This window comes from Brenneria sp. L4-2C (genome assembly GCF_040240335.1).
In the GTDB taxonomy this organism is placed as follows: Bacteria; Pseudomonadota; Gammaproteobacteria; order Enterobacterales; family Enterobacteriaceae; genus Brenneria.
Map to the genome: position 1 here is coordinate 50,941 of NZ_JBEIAC010000023.1, position 19,146 is coordinate 70,086.

Below are 19,146 nucleotides of genomic sequence, written 5' to 3' on the forward strand. Positions count from 1 at the left end.
CTCAGCGTTCTTTGATGGCGACGGTGCGGTTAAAAATATTCATCAGCAGCGACGTGACGCAGCTGATCGTCAGATAAACCACCATCATGATGGCGATGACTTCCAGCGCCTGGCCGCTCTGATTCATCAGGGTATTGCTGATATTGGCCAGTTCCGGGTAACCCACCACCACGGCGATGGAACTGTTTTTGGACAGGCTGACGAACTGGCTGGTCAGCGGCGGGACAATCACCCGCATCGCCTGCGGAATAATGATGTGGCGCATCATCTGCCAGGGGGATAACGACAGCGCGCGCGCGGCTTCCAGCTGTCCCTTCGGGATTGACTGAATGCCGGCCCGGACGATTTCGGCGATAAAGGCGGAGGAATAGAGCGCGATGCCCAACAGCAGCGAGGTAAATTCCGGGCTGATGGTAAAGCCGCCGCGGAAGTTGAATCCGTTCAGTTCCGGCCGGTTAAGCTGATGGGGGCTGCCGGACAGCCACCAGGCCAGCAGCGGCAGGCCGATGATCAGCGCCAGCGCGCTACGTCCGACCGGCAACACGCGGACATGGCGTTCGCGCAGACGGCGCGCCGCCAGCTTCAGTCCGATGCTGATAACCAGCGCCGCCAGCAGCGCGATGGCGCACCATAGCCAGCCGATGTGCTGAGCCGGTACGGCGACGGAGAGGCCGCGATTGGTCAGAAACCCCATGCCGCCGAGTTCGATGGCGGCGCGCGGGCCGGGCAGATTACGGATCACCACCGACCAGAAAATCACCTGCAAGATCACCGGGATATTGCGCATCAACTCAACGTAGACGCCCGCTACGCGGGCCAGCAGCCAGTTTTTCGATACTCTGGCGATGCCGACGGAAAAGCCCAGCACGGTGGCCAGGAGTATGCCCCAAAACGACACATACAGCGTATTAAGCAGTCCGACCAGCAGCGCCCGGGCGTAGCTGTCGCGAGCGCTGTAATCAATCAATTTCTCGCCGATTGAAAATTGGGCGGTATGGTGCAGGAAACCGAAACCGGTCGCGATATTCTGCGAGCGCAAATTATCCACCACGTTGGTATATAACCAGTGGCTGAATAAAATAATCAGCACGCCCAGTACGGCCTGATAAAACCATGCCCGAAATGATTTATTCCCCATGATGGCGAATATATTTTTATAGCTAAAAAACTTTTCCGAGGATAAAGGAAAAGTTGACGGCGTAATTATTTTTTTTGACGATTTTGTCATCAGCGTTTCTTTTATTTCAGGCAAAAAACGATCCTCGCGATTAGCGATTTTTTCAGCGGGCAACCCGCTTGCTATTATTCACGGCGTAATTGGAGGCCTGGCTTACGCCGTGTGGTATAGCCGTCATCTTTTCAGCGAATCGGTAAGCCGTACAGCAAGCCGCCTTTAGTCCAGAGATTGTTCAGATCGCGATCCAGCGGCGCGGGGGTATCCGGGCCGAAGTGGCGGTTATAGATGTCAGCGTAATTACCGACCTGCTTAACCAGATTATAGGCCCACTTATTGTCCAGCCCCAGTTTCTGGCCGTAATCGCCGGTCGCGCCGAGCAGCGCCTGTACGTCGGGATCGTTGTCGCTCAGCTTGCCGTCCACATTCTGCTGATTGATATCCATCTCTTCGGCGTTGAACGTGGCGTATACCACCCATTTAACGATGTCGTACCACTGATCGTCGCCTTGACGCACGGCCATCGCCAGCGGTTCTTTTGAATAGATGCCCGGTAAAATAATGTGGTCGTCGGCATTTTCCGCATCATGAATACGCACGCCCGGCAGCGCGACTTTGTCGCGGGCAATCACATCGCAACGGCCGGCCAGATAGGCGGCGACGTACTCTTTATTATTTTCGATCACCACCGGCGTGTAACGCAGTTTGCGCGAAGCGAAGATCTGCGCCACGTTCTGCTCGGTGCTGCTGCCCGGCGTAATGCACACCGTCGCGCCGTCCAGATCCTCGATGGTTTTCACGCCGGAATCCGCCCGCACCATAAAACCGGTGCCGGTGTAGAACGTCGGCGGCGCGAAATTCAGCCCCAGCGAGGTATCGCGGGATAACGATGCCGTGATATTACGCGATAAGACGTCGACTTCTCCGGACTGAATCGCCGGGAAGCGCTGCGCGGTAGAGAGCGCGGAAAAACGGACTTTGCCGGCATCGCCGAAAATCGCGGCAGCCAGCGCGCGGCAGTAGTCGACATCCAGACCGGACCACTGTCCCTTACTGTCGATCGAGGAAAAACCGTGACGGGCAGGATGCACGCCGCAGATCAGCTCTCCTCTGGCCTTGATCTTTTTCAGCGTTTCGCCATTGCCGGTCGCGACGGTTTCCGCATGGGCCGGCAGTAGAGTATTCCCCAGAGTTAGCAGCATAACTGCGGCAAAAACGAGCGATTTTTTCAGCATGGAAAATCCTTGTAGCAGAGCTAATATCTATTAACTCGCTGTTATAATTGGCATTTATGCTAACGGTGTTCTTTTGTATACCAATGTTCGCAACACTGGGTCTGAATGGCAAATAGCAAATATCACTATAGAAAGAAAAATAATGGATATAGAAAATGAGGCTTGTGTCGGCGGTGGACTCGACGGCGAGTCTTTAAAGCATATACCCAATAGATTTCGAGTTGCAGGAAGGCAGCCAACGCACCAGCAACTTGAAAGATGACGGGTATAGTCTTGTTTTATTTTAGCGCGCGAGGCGTAAGCGGAATCCATTAATTTATTTTCTCGTGATTAATAAATAATATTTACTGTTGCGCTAAAAAATATAGTCATAGTTAAAAAATAACTTTGTTTTTCTTTTTTTATTCTTTATGCGAAATAAATTTTTTACTTAGTATTCGCAGTATGACTTTTAGCCGTTTTTCATTAAATGCCGTTATTATTTTTCTCCATTAATCGCCGATGACCAGGGTAAATATTTTATGTCTATCAAAAGAAGAACATTTATTCGCGGGGCAGCGGTACTGACCGCCGCCACATTATTACCGTTCGGACTTGGGCGAGCGCAGGCCGCTCAGCGCGACGGGACGCTGACGCTGGCGTTCAGCACCGAGCCGTCGTCGCTGGATCCGCATTGGCACACGGTGAGCGCGAACACCGCGCTGGCCACCCACCTGTTCGATCGGCTGGTTTATTCCGATGCGCAGCAAAATCCCCAGCCGGGGCTGGCCACGGCCTGGCGGGCGATCGACGATCTGACCTGGGAGTTCGACTTACGACCCGATGTTTACTTTCACAACGGCGATCCGTTTACCGCCGATGACGTCATTTTTACTTATCAGCGGGCGCAGAATGTGGCGGGCGCGCCATTCTCCATGCGCGCCTATCTGGGCGATAAAACGGTGGAGAAAATCAACGAGCGCCAGATCCGTATTCGCACCAAAGCGCCGAACCCGATCGTCCCCAACGAACTGAGCACCGTTTCGATCATTTCGCATCGCGTCGGCAACGGGGCGACCAGCGCCGATTACAACAGCGGCAAGGCGGCGATTGGCACCGGCGCCTATCGCCTGATCGAGTCGATCCCCGGCAACCGGATCGTGCTGGAACGCAATGAACGCTACTGGGGAGCGAAACCGGCCTGGAAACGGGTGATTATCCGGCCGATCCCGGCGCCCGGCGCGCGCGTCGCCGCGTTGCTGTCGGGCGATGTGGATGTGATCGATAACGTACCGCCGACCGATTTGGCGCGCCTGAGCAAAACCGCCGGCATCTCCCTGACCCGCAGCGTGACTAACCGGGCGATATTTCTGAGCCTCGATCAATCGCGTGCGGTATCGCCGTTTATCCGCGCCAAAGACGACAGCGAGATCCCCAATCCATTCCTCGATTTGCGCGTGCGCCAGGCGTTCGCCCTCGCCATTGATAAAGCGGCCATCGCCGCCCGGATTCTGGAAAATAACGGTCAGCCCGCCACCCAGCTGGTTCCGCCGGGCATTTTCGGTCACAGCCCCAACCTGCCGTTGACGCCGGCGGATGCGGTCAAAGCGAAGCAGTTGCTGACTGACGCCGGTTTCCCAAATGGTTTCAAAATAACGCTGCATGCGCCGAATGACCGTTTTATTCGCGATACGGCCGTGGTGCAGGCGGTGGCGCAAATGCTTACCCGCATCGGCATTGAGACCCAGGTCGACGCCATGCCTAGCAGCATTTTCTATAAACGGGTTTCCGGCGGCGGGGAAGGCAGCGAGTTCAGCTTTTTCCTGATCGGTTTTGGCGGCGGCACCGGCGAAGCCTCTCCGGCGCTGAAATCCGTGCTGCACAGTTATGATAAGGCGCGCGGTTTTGGCGCCACCAACCGTACGCGTTACAGCAACCCGCAGGTGGATAGCCTGCTGGAGCAAGGGCTGGTGACGCTGGACGACGAGCGCCGTCAGGCGCTGTTTGCCCAGGCGACGGATCTGGCGATCAACGACGTCGCCATTATTCCCCTTTATTATCCGATTAACGTTTGGGCGCTGCGCCAGCCGGTGAACTATCCCGGCCGGGCGGATGAAAGAACGCTGGCCACCGAGATGACGCTGTAAGGCAATGAAAAAATCGGCTACAGGCCGCGGCGTGGCTGCGTCGCGGCTTATTGTTCCTGCTGTAACCACAAGGTCGCTTCATGTTAAACAAAGGTACGCGCTTCGCCGTGGATATCGGCGGCACCTTCACCGATATCGTGCTGGAGCAAGATAACGGCGCGGTAACGTCAGCCAAATATCTCACCACCCATCAGGCGCCGGAAGTGGCGGTGTTGAACGGTATGGCCGATCTGCTCCGTCAGACCGGCGTCCCGCCCCGCTCGGTCAGGCTGGTTATTCACGGCACCACGCTGGCCACCAACGCGCTGATCGAGCGTAAGGGCGCGCGGGTGGCGCTGGTGACGACCGCCGGCTTCCGCGATACGCTGGAAATCGCCCATGAGCACCGCTTTGAGGTGTCCGATTTGTATATGCGGCGTCCGCCCGCGCTGGTGCCGCGCCATTTACGCCTGGAAGCGCGGGAACGTCTGGCGGCGGACGGCAGCGTGCTGTTGCCGCTGGATGAGCAGTCGGTACGGGATCTGGCGCCGCAACTGGCGGCTCAGGATATCGAGGCGGTGGCGATCGGTTTTCTGCACAGCTATGTCAATGGCGAGCATGAGCGGCGGGCGGGCGAACTGTTGCGTCAGGCGCTGCCTCACCTGAAAATCACCTTGTCGCATCAGGTCTGCCCGGAAATCCGGGAGTACGAGCGCATTTCCACCGCCTGCGCCAATGCGTATGTGCAGCCGATTATGGATCGTTATCTGCATCGATTGGCGCAGGGGATTAGCCGTCTGGGCATCGGCGGTAAAGTGATGCTGATGATGTCCAGCGGCGGGCTGACCACGCTGGAACAGGCCTGCGCGTTTCCCGTCATGCTGGTGGAGTCCGGCCCGGCGGGCGGCGCCGTGCTGGCGGCGCATGTCGCGCGTCAGTTGGATATCGCGCAGGCCATCGCGTTTGATATGGGCGGAACCACGGCCAAACTGGTGCTGATCGATGACGGTCAGCCGCAGTATGGCCGCCAGTTGGAAGTCGCCAGAGCTTATCGTTTCCTGAAAGGCAGCGGGATGCCGTTGCGTATCCCGGTGATTGATATGGTGGAAATCGGCGCGGGCGGCGGTTCGCTGGGTTATCGCGACGCGCTGGATCAGGTCGCCGTCGGGCCGGAAAGCTGCGGTTCCGAACCAGGGCCGGCCAGCTATGGCCGCGGCGGTACGCGGCCGGCGGTCACGGATGCCGATCTGGTGCTGGGGAAAATCGATCCGACGCTGTTTGCCGGCGGAAAAATTGCGTTGGATAAATCACTGGCGATCGCGGCGCTGCGTCAGCACGTTTCCGCGGGCGCTGACGAGAACGGCGAGCTGGCCGCCATGGCGATGGTCGAGGTGGTGGATGAAAACATGGCGAATGCGGCCAGCGTACACGCCACCGACAACGGCGCGCAGCTGGAAGATCGCGCGATGATCGCCTTTGGCGGCGCGGCGCCGCTGCATGCGGCGCGTATCGCGCAGAAACTGGGGATCCGGCGAGTGGTGATCCCCAGCGGCGCGGGCGTGGGAGCGGCCTACGGTTTCCTGCTCGCGCCGGTATCCAGCGAAGTTGTGCGCACGCATCTGCTGGCTCTGGCCGCCTTCGATGCCGGCGTCATTAACCGGCTGTTCGCCGGGCTGCGCCATGAAGCGGAAGAGACGGTTTATCTGGCGCTGGCGGCGAATCAGACGGTAAGCGAAACGCGCGTGGTCTATATGCGTTATCGCGGTCAGGGACACGAAATCGCGGTGCCGCTGCCGGCGCGGGCGTTCCGCCCGGACGACCACCGGTTGTTGCGCCGGCGTTTTGAGGCGGAGTATATCCGCCACTTCGGGCGCATCATTCCGAACATGGAGATTGAATGTCTGACCTGGACGCTGCGTTTGGCCGAGGTCATGCCCGCGCCGTCGGCGTCGCGGGCCGATCTGCCGCCCGGTCAGGCGCCGGCGCCCGCCGGGCATCAGGCGCTGATCGATCTGGCGCTGATGCGCCAGACGGCGGCGGCGGTGTACCACCGGCATACGCTGCAACCCGGCATGTCGATAAGCGGGCCGGCCATCATCGCCGAGGCGCAGACCAATACGCTGGTGCCGGTCGGCTTTCGGGCCGATATTCACCCGCTGCATCACATTCTTCTGACCCAGGAGGAAAAAGTATGACGACCGGGTCGATTCAACTGCAAATCATCTGGAGCCGGCTGATCGCCGCCGTGGAGGAACAGGCGCGCAGTCTGATCCGCGCCGGATTCAGCACCTCGACGCGTGAGGCGGGCGACGTCTCCGCCGGTATTTTCTCCCCGCAGGGCGATATGCTGGCTCAGGCGGTCACCGGTACGCCCGGACACATTAACTCGATGGCCCGTTCGGTTCGCCACTTCCTGACCGACTACCCGCTGGCGACGCTGGCGGAGGGCGATGTGCTGATTACCAATAACCCGTGGAAAGCCACCGGGCATTTATCCGATATCACCGTGGTGACGCCGGTATTTCGCCGGCAGCGGGTGGTCGCGCTGTTCGCCTGTACCACCCATGTGGTGGATATCGGCGGCAACGGGCCGTCGCCGGAGTCGAAACAGGTATATGGCGAGGGGCTGTTTATTCCGATCATGAAACTGGCGGAACAGGGCCGGGTGAACGACAGCCTGTTGCAGATTATTCGCGCCAATGTGCGCGAGCCGGTGCAGGTGGAAGGCGATGTGTTCGCGCTGATGGCCTGTAATGATATCGGCGCCCGGCGTCTGCATAAAATCATGGATGAGTACCGGCTGGCGGATATCGATGCCGTCGGCGCGGAGATTCTGGCGCATAGCCGGCAGGCGATGATGGCGGCGATCCAGGCTCTGCCGCGCGGGTCGTGGCGTAACGAAATGCGCATCGACGGTTATGAAAAGCCGGTCGATCTGGTCGCCACGGTGACGGTGGATGAGCGCGGCGTTCATATTGATATGGCCGGCACGTCAGGCCCGTCGGCGTACGGCATCAACTGTCCGCTCTGCTATACCGAGGCTTATGCCGCATTTGGCGTGAAGAGTCTGATCGCCCCTGCGCTGCCGAACAATGCCGCCACCCTGAGTTGCATTACCCTGACCGCGCCGGAAGATTGCATCGCCAATGCGGCTTTTCCCCGCCCGGTGGTGGCGCGTTCGCTGATAGGCATGTTTCTGCCCGATCTGATTTTCGGCTGCTTTCGGCAGGCGTTGCAGGATCGCGCGCCGGCGGAAAGCACCGGCAGCCTGTGGAACGTGCGGCTGGCGGCGGCGGCCAGCGAACATCATCCGGCGTTTATGGTCACCAGTTTCCACAGCGGCGGCGCCGGCGCGCGCCCGACGCTGGACGGGCTGTCGGCTACGCCATTCCCGTCCGGCGTACGTAACGTGCCGGTTGAGATCACCGAGGCGATGACATCCATTGTGGTATGGGAAAAATCGCTGCGGCAGGACTCCGGCGGCGCGGGACGGTTTCGCGGCGGACTGGGGCAAACCATGGTGATTGGCAATCGCTACCCGGTTCCGCTGACGCTGTATGCCCGCTTCGATCGGGTCAACCACCCGGCCAGAGGCTATGCCGGCGGTGAAAACGGCATGCCGGGGCGGGTCGCGTTGACATCGGGAAGCGCGCTGAAGGCGAAGGGGATGCAGCCGATACCGGCCGGCGAGCGGGTGGCGATAGATATGCCCGGCGGCGGCGGGTACGGCGATCCGGCCGCGCGCGATCCGCAACAGGTGGCGCAGGACGTGCTGGCCGGCTATATCAGCCTTGCCGCGGCCGGTCAGGTCTACCGGGTGGCGCTGGATGAACGTCTCCAGGTGGATGAAGCGGCTACGCAACGGCTGCGCGCGCCGCGGGGTTAATCCCGTTTCGCGACGGGTTATCGCCAGCCGTTAATGCCCTGCCAGAGCAGTTGCGAACAAAGGATAATCATCGTCAGGCGAAACGCCGTGCGAAACAGTTTTTCCGGCAGGTTATCCAGCAGTCGGGCGCCGAGCCAGGTGCCCAGCACGCCGCTGGCGATCATGGCGATCAGCATCGGCAGCCAACTGGCGTAGGCAAATCCCATCAGGCCGAAGGCGAGGATCTTCAGGCCGTGTTGCAGCACCATACAGGCGGCATGGGTGGCGATCAGCGGCTGTTTGCTCAGGCCTTGCGAACTGATCAGACCGGCAACCAGCGGCCCGGTGGCGCCGACGATCATGGTGCCGATGCTGGCCGCCGCCCCGCCAAGAATAAAGAACAGGCGGTTGGTCTTTTTGGCCGGCGAGCGCGGATGAAATACCGACCACAGGATAAACAGCGCCAGGGCGATTTTAGCGATATGGTCCGGTATCCATGCCGCGACCGGCGCGCCGAGCGCGATGCCCGCCGCGCTGCCGATGAAAAACCACAGCACCAGCGGCCATGCGATATACAGACGCTGAATCAGCGTTCGGCTCAGATTCGAACCGAGTTGTACGATGCCGTGTACCGGCAGCAGGCTGCCGATCGGCATCCCCAACCCCATGATCGCCAGCAGCGTCACGCCGCCGCCCAGTCCCAGCGCGGCGGTTAATGCCGAGGTGAGAAAACTGCAAAATACCAGTATACCGGCAAACAGCGGCGAGATTTCCGCCGGGATCAGGTTGAGCATAATAGATAATCTCGTGATAAAGCGATAAGCGGCGCCGCCCGCTACCGAGGCGGTTCGTCAGGGGACGGCGGCGTCATGGCCGGTCAGTCCGGCATGATGATATTAGCGAAACTGATCTTGCAGCAGACGGCGATACCAGGCCTGGGCCGCCGCGCGCGGCATCGCCTGGCTGGCGCAATCGATAAATTTCCGCTCAATCAGGCCGTCCGGCAACGGATTGTCCGCGCTCGAGCCTTTGGCGCCGGCGACGCGACGGCTAAATTGATGGCCATCCCGATCGGTCAGCGCGACATGCGCGGCGTGGGCGTTATCCTCATCGTGGCAGGTCAGCTCGACTTTTTCCATCAGGGCGTTGGTGGCCGGGTCGCTAAACGCCGCGTCGTCGATAAAGTCATCCAGCGTCAGCTGGCCGGTGATCCAGGCGCGGGCGACACAGTAATGCAGGCTGAATTTTCCGGCCAGCGGGGTTTCCGGATGCGGCGTATTGATGTGCGGGAAACGCAGCGGGTGTACGGCGACCTGAATCCGCGCGATCCGATCGGCGGGCAGGGCGGTCTGCTCGCGCAAAGCCAGCAGGGCGTCCAGCGGCGATAAGATCGCATAGCAGCAGGGGAAATACTTAAAGTTGTTGCCTTTAACCTTATCGAGGATATGCGGCGGCGCATCCCAGCTTTCGGTGATCGGGGCGACGTCATAGTTTTCCGGCCCGAGGTTGTACACATTGAAATAACCGTGGTGATGCTCAAAGGCCGTCAAGCCGGCGCTGTATTCCTGCCGGGCCAGCAGCACCGCCATCAGCGCGCTGCGGTTGGCTTGGCCGACCGCCAGGGATTTGGTCTGACTGCCGAAGTTGGACTTGATGCCGGAAGCCAGCGACGCGGCAATCGACAGCGCGACGGCGGTCTGTTCTTCGCTGAGATCGAGCAGGACGGCGCTGGCGGCGACGGCGGCAAAGATGCCGACCGAGGTGGTCGGGTGCCAGCCGTGGCTGTATTGAAACGTGCTGAGCGTTTTCCCCATGCGCGCGGCGGCTTCGTAACCGGCCAGATAGGCGCGCAGGATCGCCTCGCCGTCGGATTGGCGTTCATCCGCCAGCGCCAACAATGCCGGCAGCACCGCCGCCGAGATATGGCCGCGCAGCAAGGAGTTGGAATCGTCAAAATCCAGTAAATGGGCGGAAGTGCCGTTCAGCAGGGCGGCATCCAGCGCGTTGAGATGCAGTTCCGTGCCGAACACCCGGCTTTTGCCCGGCGCCGCCGAAGGGACGACAACGGCGCGGAGTTTTTTCGCGCCATCCTGAATCCCGCCCGCCAGCGTTACGCCAAGCGTATCAATAATGGCGGTTCTGGCGTGCGCCAGAGCGTCGGCGGGAAAATCCCGGCGGGAAAACGCCAGAAGATTGTGGGCAAACTGACGGGCAATGGTCATGAAACGGATTTCCTGTGCAAATAGGTAGAAAGGCCCGGCCATCATGCGCTGACCGGGGCTGTGTTTAAGGACGACGGACGTCGAAGGCCGCAACATCGTCAAGGCCGGGGCGTTAAGGCCGTTAGCGCGATGCGCGTCCGGCTAAGATTTCTGCGATAACGGACAGCGAACCCGGCTGTTCGAAATTAACCGCCGCCTGATACAGTCTGTCGCTATCGGCGGCGCCGAGCGCCGGCGCGGTCAGCGTATCGAACTTGGCGCGCAGCTCCTCGTCGGAGAGCGGATTTTCCGCATGGCCGCGATAGACCCGTGTTTCACCATGCAGCCGTTCGCCGTCTTCCAGCCAGACGTCGATAAAAGCCGAGCTGGCGGATTGGCCGTCGACGGCCTCTACGTCCAACAGCGGCAGCAATTGGCGGGGATGCGGATCGTCGACGGTCTGCTGGGTGAAATCGGTATCGGTCAGTTGATAGCCGCTCAGCGCAAGGGCAATGCAGTGCGGAATGCTGAATTTGCTTTCCAGCGGCGTTTTCGGATCGGCGATACCGGCGTTGACCAGGCCCATCGGATGCACTTTGGCGTGGATGCGCCGGATTTTGCGGCCGTTAAGACGCGGGTAGAGACCGCGCGCCGCTTCTATCGAGGCGTGCGTCCCGCGGCAACTGGCGTAAAGTTTGTAGCCGTTGCCGAGCAACTCCCAACTGTCGCCGAAATCCAGCGGCGGAATTTCCGCGCTGCCGTCTTGAATGAAGATTTTCACCCAGCCGTCGGTTTCATAAAAATGGTGCGCGGCGCTGAAGCCTTCGGCGGCCAGCTCGGCGGCCATAATGCCGTCCATCGCCGCTTTACCGGCGTGAAACGGTTTCCCGTGCGTGCCGGAGGATTTCTGTAGCCCGCCCATCATGGTGGCCGCCGCGCCGAGCGCATTGGCGATTTGTTGCGGATCCAGCCGCAGGATCGAGGCGGCGACCGCGGCGGCGCCCGCCCGGCCGACGACGGATGTCGGATGAAAGCCGCGCCGTTGCAGATTGCGCCCGACGCCGGGAACCCAGCCGCCCCCCAGTTTGGCCATCACTTCAAAGCCGGTGATAAAGGCGATTAGCGTCGCCCGTTCGTCGGCATGATAAGCCTGCGCCATCGCCAGCGCGGCGGACCAGCAGGGGCCGCTCGGGTGTCCGGCGCCGGCCGGATGGGTATCATCATAATCGGCGGCATGCGACATGGTGCCGTTGACCAGCGCGGCCAGCGCCGGCGCGGTTTTGGCGCCGAGAAAGATCTGCGCGTCGCCCTGCGCGTTCCAGCGTTTGACGACCTGACGAACCGCCTGGACGGCGTCATCGTCGATCGCGCCCAACGCCACGCCCAGATAATCAATCAGCGCGCGTTTGGCTTCGCGCAGCACGGCATCGGGAATCGGCATCCGGGAGGATTGACTAATAAACTGGCTTAATTGTTCGCCGCGCGAGGGGGCGGGAGGGGTGGTCATGACCATGACTCCTTAGGCGAAGATGCTATGACGCTGATGATAATGAGGGCCTCAATACCAGGTCGCGAACGTATTCTTCGCTGTTGCATTCAATTGTATACCGTAGTGGCTAGGCAGAATAGCAACAGAGTTCGTCGGCACAAAGATGCTTTTTAGCTAAGTTAAGAACAAAATAAGCAATGCCAGATATTGCCAATAGCGCTGCGTCGGGCAAACTTGAAATGTTTTCAATATCATTCATGTTCCCTATGTCAGGGAACGGATTGCGCATGTTTATAATGATGTTTTTCGGCTCACGCAGCCCGTGTGCCTGCCTAATGGTTAATTCACCGATTGATGGACTATGAATCTAAAACTGACTGACCGAGAAACGGCCCTGTCGCCGTTTGATACCCTGATCGCCGCGATTGAACGAGGCGAGCTGTTGCCGGGCGAGCGTTTACAGGAAGCCCGGCTGGCGAAACAGTTCGGCCTGAGCCGCACGCCGATTCGCGAAGCGCTGCACCGGTTGGAAACCCTGGGGCTGGTCGAACCCGGCCCGCAGCGCGGTCTGATGATTGCCCAGATCAGCTATGAGCGGCTGCGTCAGCTATTTGCCGTGCGCGAGGGGTTGGAGCGGCTGGCGATTGATCTTGCGGTGAGCTCGGCGTCGGAAGAAGAGATCGGTCTGTTGCAGGAAATGGTGAATACCGAACGGCAGATCGACGACAGTCGACGGCTGCACGATCATAACCGATTGTTTCATCGCCAGATTTACCGCGCTACCCACAATCCCTATCTGAATGAGATGCTGGATAATTTGCGTATTCATCTCTCTTTGCTGCGCGGTACGACCTACGAGCTGCCCGAACGGGTTGAAGAGGCGAAAAAAGAGCACCAGATGATTGTCGATGCGCTGGCGCGGCGCGATCGCGAAGCGGCGCAGGAAGTCGCCTGCCAGCATATCCGCAATGGTTATCGCGCGCGTCTGGGCATCCTGAGCCAGCGGGATTTCTGAGGCGTCCCCGCCTGACGCTCGTCGGGTGCGCAGGCAACATGAGCGCCTGGCTTGTCACGCGCTGTTCTCTTAAGCAGAAAACACGCATAGGTTATCCGATTTTTATATTTGTCGCGCCGGTATGCCATCAATAGAATCGCCCTGTTGATGGTATACAAATGTATTACTTCCCGAACGCTAAAGCGGCAACTTTTCTTCTGATTATTTTCATAGAGTTATGATGTCTTTTCGGCGGACGCTAGCTCATTGATATTTCTGTTTCATGATTGACTGGCGGTGTTGTCCAGTCAAACGGAGCCGTGCAAAAAAATGCTTAACTCAGTGCTGCGACGTGTTTTTCAGGCGATGATGGTCGTGCTGGCGATGACCATCATCGTTTTTGTCGCGTTGCATGTGATTGGCAATCCGGTGGACATTCTGTTGCCGGCCGATGCCGACCAACACGATCGTCAGCGGCTTATCAGCGAGCTGGGGCTGGATCAACCGCTGTTCCGGCAATATCTGCTGTTTTTACGAGGCGTGCTGCACGGCGACGCCGGTACCAGCTATGTCTTCAACTTGCCTGCTTTGCAGGTTATCTGGCAGCGTCTGCCCGCCACGCTTGAGCTGGCGGTGTGCGCGATGCTGCTGGCGGTGCTGATCGCCATTCCTCTTGGACTGTATGCCGGCTTAAAGCCCGACGCCTGGCTGGCGAAGGTCATTATGGCCGGCAGTATTCTGGGCTTTTCGCTGCCGAACTTCTGGGTCGGGCTGATGCTGATTATGCTGTTTTCGGTCTGGCTGGGCTGGCTGCCCAGCGGCGGTCAGGGAGAAACCGTGCAACTGTTCGGCGCATCCTGGTCGTTCCTGACGCTGGACGGCCTCCAGCATCTGCTGATGCCGGCGCTGAATCTGGCGCTGTTTAAAACGGCCCTGCTGCTGCGCCTGACGCGCGCCGGCGTGCAGGAGGTGCTGCCGCAGGATTATATCCGCCTGGCGCACGCGAAGGGGTTGCCTTACCGTCGCATCATTGCGGTTCATGTGCTGAAAAACATCCTTATTCCGCTGGTGATGGTGATCGGCATGGAGTTCGGTTCGGTGATTGCCTTTTCGGTGGTCACCGAAACGATTTTCGCCTGGCCGGGCATGGGGAAATTGATCATCGACAGCATCAACGTGCTCGATCGTCCGGTAATTGTGGCGTATCTGATGATTATTGTGCTGCTGTTTGTGGGGATTAACCTGGTGGTCGATATTATTTATACCCTGCTCGATCCGCGGGTACGGCTGAACGGGCAGGGCAAATCCTGATGGCTGACGTAGCGCGGGAGCAGCCAACCGCCAAATCGGCGCGACGCGGCTGGCGTCAGTTCTGGCGGTTGTATTCGTCTTCTTCGCTGGCGATGGCGGGGCTGGCGTTGCTGCTGTCGCTGGTGCTTCTTGCGTTGCTGGCGCCGTGGCTGGCGCCGCAGAACCCTTATGATTTGATGCAGCTCGATATCATGAACGGACAACTGCCGCCCGGCAGCGTGACGTCGGACGGTTTTTCCTTCTGGCTGGGGTCGGACGATCAGGGACGCGATATGCTATCGGCTATTTTGTACGGCCTGCGTATTTCGCTTGGCGTCGGCGTGCTGTCCGCGCTGATCGCCGCATTGCTGGGGGGCGCGCTGGGCCTGCTGGCCGCCTATGTCCGCGGCCGCACGGAAAGCCTCATCATGCGGTTGGTGGATCTGCAACTCTCTTTTCCCGCTATTCTGGTGGCGCTGATTCTGCTGGCTTTTTTGGGCAAGAGCGTCGTTAACGTCATCCTGGCGCTGGTGATCGTCGAATGGGCGACCTATGCGCGCGCCGCCCATAGCGCGGCGCTGGCGGAAAGCCGTAAAGAGTACATTGACGCGGCGGCCTGCCTCGGGATCCCGTTTACCCGCATTCTGTTTCGCCATCTGCTGCCGAACTGCCTGCCGCCGCTGATCGTGATTGCGACGGTGCAAATTGCGCGCGCCATTGCGCTGGAAGCCACATTGTCGTTCCTTGGCCTGGGAGTGCCGATTACCGAACCCAGCCTGGGGCTGCTTATCGCCAGCGGCTACCAATATATGTTGGCCGGTCAGTACTGGATCTGTTTTTATCCGGGCATTGCGCTGCTGGTTGTGATTATCGCCATTAATCTCGTCGGCGACCGGTTCCGCGATGTATTCAATCCCCGCCGTCGCTGACGAGATTGCGCCAACGGTTATGAGGTCGTGTATGCAGCCCGTATTATCAGTCAGTAACCTGGAAGTCGATTTTCGTAAAGACGATCAGTGGTTGCCTATTGTGCGCCAGGTGTCCTTTGACATCGGCGCTCAGGAAACGGTGGCGGTGGTGGGGGAGTCGGGATCGGGGAAGAGCGTTACCGCGCTGGCGGTGATGCGCTTGCTGCCGGCCGACAGAGTGCGCATTCGCGGCGGTATTCATCTTGGGGAGCGTTCGCTGCTGTCGCTGGACGAGGAGCGCATGCGGCGGATTCGCGGTCGCGATATGGCGATGGTCTTCCAGGAACCCTGTCTGAATCCGGTTTTTACCATCGGTTTCCAACTGGCGGAGGCGCTGCGGTTACGTCGCCCTCTATCGCGGCGGGAAGCGCGACGAGAAGCGATCCGGCTGCTGAAAAAGGTGCGTATTCCGGCGGCGGAAAATCGCTATGACGACTATCCCCATCAGCTTTCCGGCGGGATGCGTCAGCGGGTGATGATCGCGCTGGCGCTGGCCGGACAGCCGAAGCTATTGATCGCCGATGAGCCGACCACCGCGCTGGACGTCACCATTCAGGCGCAAATTCTGGCGCTGCTGAAAACCCTGCAACGGGAAGAGGGCATGGCCGTGCTGTTTATCACGCATGACATGGGCGTCGTGGCCGAAATCGCCGATCGTACTTTGGTCATGCAATCAGGCCGCAGCGTTGAATTCAATCAGACCGCACGGTTATTCGCCGCCCCGGCGCATCCTTACACTCAGGCGCTGCTGGCCGCCGTTCCCTTGCCGGGACAGATGGACGGCGTCGCGCATCCGCTGCGTTATCCTGATGCGCTCGGGGAAAGCGGGCCTGCGGGCGATGTCGCGCCGGCCCGCTCCACGGTGGATATGAGTCGGCCGCCGCTGCTGGAAGTGCAAAACCTGACGACGCGCTTTGATATCCGGCGCGGTCTTTTCTCCCGTCTGGTGGGGCGGGTGCATGCCGTGGAACAGGTCTCGTTCCAGCTCTATGCCGGCGAAACGCTGTCGCTGGTGGGCGAGTCCGGGTGCGGGAAGTCGACGATCGCCCGTACCTTGATGGGTCTGACGCCGCCGACGGGCGGTACCATCGTGGTGCAGGGGCGTCCGGTGGTCTCCGGCGAGAGTAAGCGACTGGCGGAGTTGCGCAAATCGGTGCAGATGGTTTTTCAGGATCCCTATGCCAGCCTGAATAGCCGCATGACCGTTGGCGAGGCGATTGCCGAACCTTTTCTTGCTCATCGCCTGGGCGACCGGCGTCAGGCTCTGGCGCGGGTGGACGAACTGCTGACGCTGGTGGGGCTGAGCGCGGAGATGGCCGGTCGTTACCCGCATGAGTTTTCGGGCGGACAGCGGCAGAGAATCTGTATTGCGCGCGCGCTGATTCTGCAACCGGCGCTGCTGATTGCCGATGAATCGGTTTCGGCGCTGGATGTATCAGTGAAGGCGCAAATTATTAACCTGCTGCTCGACTTGCAGGCCAGGCTAGGGCTGGCTTATCTGTTTATTTCGCATGACATGGCCGTGGTCGAACGCTTTAGCCACCGGGTGGCGGTGATGTATCGCGGGCAAATCGTTGAAACCGGGCCGCGTGAGGCGATCTTTAACCAGCCCCGCCATCCTTATACCCGCCGGCTGATGGCGGCGGTGCCGATCCCCGATCCCAGCCGACGCCAGTTAATTAGAGAGATCGATAATACCGAGATCCTCAGCCCGATTTTTCCGCCTGATATCACTGTGCCGCCCGTGCGCTATGATGAAGTCGCGCCAGGGCATCTGGTTCAGCAGGGATACTGAAGCGTTGCGGTTCGACGACGGCGATGCCGCGGCATGTCTCCATATGGCGACATTTAACGGATTGATTTGAAATGGGTAAATGGAATGCGGGGGAATTCGTCTCTTAACGGCGACGTTTTTAGCTCTGGCCGCGTTTTTTGGATTTCCGTGTTCTGACCGGGAATGTGCGCCGGATAATTATATAATAAAAATAGCTTTTATTATCATAATGTTATGTTTTATATGCGGATTGGTGAAAATATAATGAGGCGCGTTGGCATAACTTGTGCTTAAATTTACGCGTAGATGCTCATTCCACCTTCTATGTTTGCTTCGGCTTCATAATCCTGGGAATGACGCAGAGCCAATTTGCGGCGCCTATCGTCCAATTCCAGATGAGGATGTGATGTCTCCATCGGACTTTCCGGACATAACGTTGAGTGAGGCGCCATACCGTTGTCTTACAGACCTGATTTTTTTCAACGCTTACCGTTGCCGGTAAGCGTTTTTTTTGTGCGCCCAGCATGGGCGCACTCCTGCGGGTGTAGTATCGCCATCTTGTTTACCCCGGAAACTGCACAATGCCGCCGTCGTCGCGCTCCAGCAGCGTCCAGTGGATAACCCTTTTCTGCGTCGCGCTGTCCTGCCACTGCGGCAAAATATCGCCTTGGGCGAAGTGTTGCCGTTCAATACGCCCGGCCTGATAGGTGCTCCAGACTCCGCCGTACGGGCAGACCGTGCCGCTCTGCAACGTCAGATGGGTTTGCCGACCGGCCAGCAATGCCTGCTCCCGTTCCGGCCAGCGATACAGCTCGTCCGGGTGAGCGGCGGGGAAAAAACCCTGCGGCGGCACCGGAATAAACTCATTCTCCACCCGGCGGATCAGCGTCCAGGTGGCCGGCACGTTTTCAATTTGCTCCCAGTGATAATCCCGTTTCCCTTCCGGGCTGATATAGTCGCTTCGGGCCTTTCCCTGCGGGGCGACATGCGGCAGATAGCTGAAAGGATGAAAAAACTGCGCGCAGGCATATTCCACATCCGGCAGGTAAATCCCGGTCACCGTCACCGGGTCATTCGGTCCCAGCACCACGGACGTATCCAACCGGTAGCGGGGGATCTGCGCGGGTAAATCCAGCGGACCAAAAAATTGCTCACTGTATAGATAGGTTAAATTACCTTCATCCCAGTTTGAACTGACGGTGCCATGCACCATCATATCAAGCATACTGCCCAGGCTGAACAGATCGGAATAGCGTTGCAGCGCCGGCGGGCTCATCCAGCGCTCCGGCCAGTAATCGGTCAGACCTTTGTTGTCGCTGTTGACCCCTCCCCCGGTAATATAGGCATTGGGGTCGTTATGCTGTAGCCGCACATAACTGCGATCCAGCCCGGATAAGGTGTCGCGAATATTAGGCAACACCCGGTTCTGCCAGATAATATCGATCTGCTCCCAGGCCGGTCGACGGCGGAGGTCGGCGGGCAGGTTTTGCATAAACAACTCCACCTGCTGCTCGCAGTGCTCGACAAAGGCGTTGTAGGCCTCCCAGCGCCGGCGGTAATAGTCGACGCTGGTATAGCGCTCCAGTAAATAACACTCCTGCGGATGTAATATCGCCATCTTGTTTACCCCGGAAACTGCACAATGCCGCCGTCGTCGCGCTCCAGCAGCGTCCAGTGGATAACCCTTTTCTGCGTCGCGCTGTCCTGCCACTGCGGCAAAATATCGCCTTGGGCGAAGTGTTGCCGTTCAATACGCCCGGCCTGATAGGTGCTCCAGACTCCGCCGTACGGGCAGACCGTGCCGCTCTGCAACGTCAGATGGGTTTGCCGACCGGCCAGCAATGCCTGCTCCCGTTCCGGCCAGCGATACAGCTCGTCCGGGTGCGCTGCGGGGAAAAAACCCTGCGGCGGCACCGGAATAAACTCATTCTCCACCCGGCGGATCAGCGTCCAGGTGGCCGGCACGTTTTCGATTTGCTCCCAGTGATAATCCCGTTTCCCTTCCGGGCTGATATAGTCGCTTCGGGCCTTTCCCTGCGGGGCGACATGCG

The 19,146-nt window shown here is 59.4% G+C and carries 13 protein-coding genes and 1 pseudogene; 7 read left to right on the plus strand and 7 right to left on the minus strand.

The window, feature by feature from the left end; all coding sequences use genetic code 11:
* Nucleotide 1 precedes the first annotated feature (1 nt).
* Nucleotides 2-1,228 (minus strand): amino acid ABC transporter permease, encoded by a 1,227-nt coding sequence (locus ABRZ26_RS22060; protein WP_319606256.1) that lies wholly within the window; start codon nt 1,226-1,228, stop codon nt 2-4.
* Between the two features lie 131 nt (nt 1,229-1,359).
* Nucleotides 1,360-2,409, minus strand: coding sequence for an amino acid ABC transporter substrate-binding protein (locus ABRZ26_RS22065; RefSeq protein ID WP_319606257.1), 1,050 nt, complete (start codon nt 2,407-2,409; stop codon nt 1,360-1,362).
* A 521-nt stretch (nt 2,410-2,930) separates the two neighbouring features.
* Here ABRZ26_RS22065 and ABRZ26_RS22070 point away from each other — a divergent pair.
* From ABRZ26_RS22070 to ABRZ26_RS22080, 3 genes are all read left to right on the plus strand, one after another.
* Nucleotides 2,931-4,535, plus strand: a complete 1,605-nt coding sequence (locus tag ABRZ26_RS22070) for an ABC transporter substrate-binding protein (RefSeq protein WP_319606258.1) — start codon at nt 2,931-2,933, stop codon at nt 4,533-4,535.
* 80 nt (nt 4,536-4,615) lie between these two features.
* Nucleotides 4,616-6,709, plus strand: coding sequence for a hydantoinase/oxoprolinase family protein (locus ABRZ26_RS22075; RefSeq protein WP_319606259.1), 2,094 nt, complete (start codon nt 4,616-4,618; stop codon nt 6,707-6,709).
* Nucleotides 6,706-8,400, plus strand: a complete 1,695-nt coding sequence (locus ABRZ26_RS22080) for a hydantoinase B/oxoprolinase family protein (RefSeq protein ID WP_319606260.1) — start codon at nt 6,706-6,708, stop codon at nt 8,398-8,400. Before ABRZ26_RS22075 ends, ABRZ26_RS22080 begins: the two co-directional genes overlap by 4 nt.
* A gap of 17 nt (nt 8,401-8,417) precedes the next feature.
* Here ABRZ26_RS22080 and ABRZ26_RS22085 read toward each other — a convergent pair whose 3' ends face one another.
* The 3 genes from ABRZ26_RS22085 to ABRZ26_RS22095 all read right to left on the minus strand — a co-directional run bounded on the left by ABRZ26_RS22085 (nt 8,418) and on the right by ABRZ26_RS22095 (nt 12,087).
* Nucleotides 8,418-9,173: a sulfite exporter TauE/SafE family protein gene (locus ABRZ26_RS22085; RefSeq protein ID WP_319606261.1), complete on the minus strand. Its 756-nt coding sequence runs from the start codon at nt 9,171-9,173 to the stop codon at nt 8,418-8,420.
* A gap of 102 nt (nt 9,174-9,275) precedes the next feature.
* Nucleotides 9,276-10,601, minus strand: coding sequence for an MmgE/PrpD family protein (locus ABRZ26_RS22090; RefSeq protein WP_319606262.1), 1,326 nt, complete (start codon nt 10,599-10,601; stop codon nt 9,276-9,278).
* 121 nt (nt 10,602-10,722) lie between these two features.
* Complete coding sequence (locus ABRZ26_RS22095) at nt 10,723-12,087, minus strand: MmgE/PrpD family protein (protein WP_319606263.1); 1,365 nt, start codon at nt 12,085-12,087, stop codon at nt 10,723-10,725.
* A gap of 343 nt (nt 12,088-12,430) precedes the next feature.
* Here ABRZ26_RS22095 and ABRZ26_RS22100 point away from each other — a divergent pair, with 343 nt between their 5' ends.
* The 4 genes from ABRZ26_RS22100 to ABRZ26_RS22115 all read left to right on the plus strand — a co-directional run bounded on the left by ABRZ26_RS22100 (nt 12,431) and on the right by ABRZ26_RS22115 (nt 17,116).
* Entirely contained in the window at nt 12,431-13,084 is a 654-nt protein-coding gene (locus ABRZ26_RS22100; RefSeq protein ID WP_319606264.1) for a GntR family transcriptional regulator, read from the plus strand.
* A gap of 309 nt (nt 13,085-13,393) precedes the next feature.
* The gene (locus ABRZ26_RS22105; protein WP_319606265.1) at nt 13,394-14,374 is read left to right on the plus strand and encodes an ABC transporter permease; all 981 of its coding nucleotides are present in this window, start codon (nt 13,394-13,396) and stop codon (nt 14,372-14,374) included.
* Nucleotides 14,374-15,282: an ABC transporter permease gene (locus tag ABRZ26_RS22110; protein WP_319606266.1), complete on the plus strand. Its 909-nt coding sequence runs from the start codon at nt 14,374-14,376 to the stop codon at nt 15,280-15,282. Before ABRZ26_RS22105 ends, ABRZ26_RS22110 begins: the two co-directional genes overlap by 1 nt.
* A gap of 31 nt (nt 15,283-15,313) precedes the next feature.
* Entirely contained in the window at nt 15,314-17,116 is a 1,803-nt protein-coding gene (locus ABRZ26_RS22115; RefSeq protein ID WP_319606267.1) for an ABC transporter ATP-binding protein, read from the plus strand.
* A gap of 541 nt (nt 17,117-17,657) precedes the next feature.
* Here the strand turns inward: ABRZ26_RS22115 and ABRZ26_RS22120 are convergent.
* Together ABRZ26_RS22120 and ABRZ26_RS22125 are read right to left on the minus strand one after the other, a co-directional pair.
* Nucleotides 17,658-18,713, minus strand: coding sequence for a hypothetical protein (locus tag ABRZ26_RS22120; RefSeq protein ID WP_319606268.1), 1,056 nt, complete (start codon nt 18,711-18,713; stop codon nt 17,658-17,660).
* Between the two features lie 5 nt (nt 18,714-18,718).
* Nucleotides 18,719-19,146, minus strand: a pseudogene (locus ABRZ26_RS22125) (type VI secretion protein ImpA); the annotation flags it as partial.

Bases quoted from the DNA above. Each gene is read 5' to 3' on its own strand.
- ABRZ26_RS22080 (WP_319606260.1), top strand. From the start codon at position 6,706: ATGACGACCGGGTCGATTCAACTGCAAATCATCTGGAGCCGGCTGATC.
- ABRZ26_RS22060 (WP_319606256.1), bottom strand. From the start codon at position 1,228: ATGACAAAATCGTCAAAAAAAATAATTACGCCGTCAACTTTTCCTTTA.
- ABRZ26_RS22070 (WP_319606258.1), top strand. From the start codon at position 2,931: ATGTCTATCAAAAGAAGAACATTTATTCGCGGGGCAGCGGTACTGACC.
- ABRZ26_RS22100 (WP_319606264.1), top strand. From the start codon at position 12,431: ATGAATCTAAAACTGACTGACCGAGAAACGGCCCTGTCGCCGTTTGAT.
- ABRZ26_RS22085 (WP_319606261.1), bottom strand. From the start codon at position 9,173: ATGCTCAACCTGATCCCGGCGGAAATCTCGCCGCTGTTTGCCGGTATA.
- ABRZ26_RS22095 (WP_319606263.1), bottom strand. From the start codon at position 12,087: ATGACCACCCCTCCCGCCCCCTCGCGCGGCGAACAATTAAGCCAGTTT.
- ABRZ26_RS22115 (WP_319606267.1), top strand. From the start codon at position 15,314: ATGCAGCCCGTATTATCAGTCAGTAACCTGGAAGTCGATTTTCGTAAA.
- ABRZ26_RS22075 (WP_319606259.1), top strand. From the start codon at position 4,616: ATGTTAAACAAAGGTACGCGCTTCGCCGTGGATATCGGCGGCACCTTC.
- ABRZ26_RS22065 (WP_319606257.1), bottom strand. From the start codon at position 2,409: ATGCTGAAAAAATCGCTCGTTTTTGCCGCAGTTATGCTGCTAACTCTG.
- ABRZ26_RS22090 (WP_319606262.1), bottom strand. From the start codon at position 10,601: ATGACCATTGCCCGTCAGTTTGCCCACAATCTTCTGGCGTTTTCCCGC.
- ABRZ26_RS22110 (WP_319606266.1), top strand. From the start codon at position 14,374: ATGGCTGACGTAGCGCGGGAGCAGCCAACCGCCAAATCGGCGCGACGC.
- ABRZ26_RS22105 (WP_319606265.1), top strand. From the start codon at position 13,394: ATGCTTAACTCAGTGCTGCGACGTGTTTTTCAGGCGATGATGGTCGTG.
- ABRZ26_RS22120 (WP_319606268.1), bottom strand. From the start codon at position 18,713: ATGGCGATATTACATCCGCAGGAGTGTTATTTACTGGAGCGCTATACC.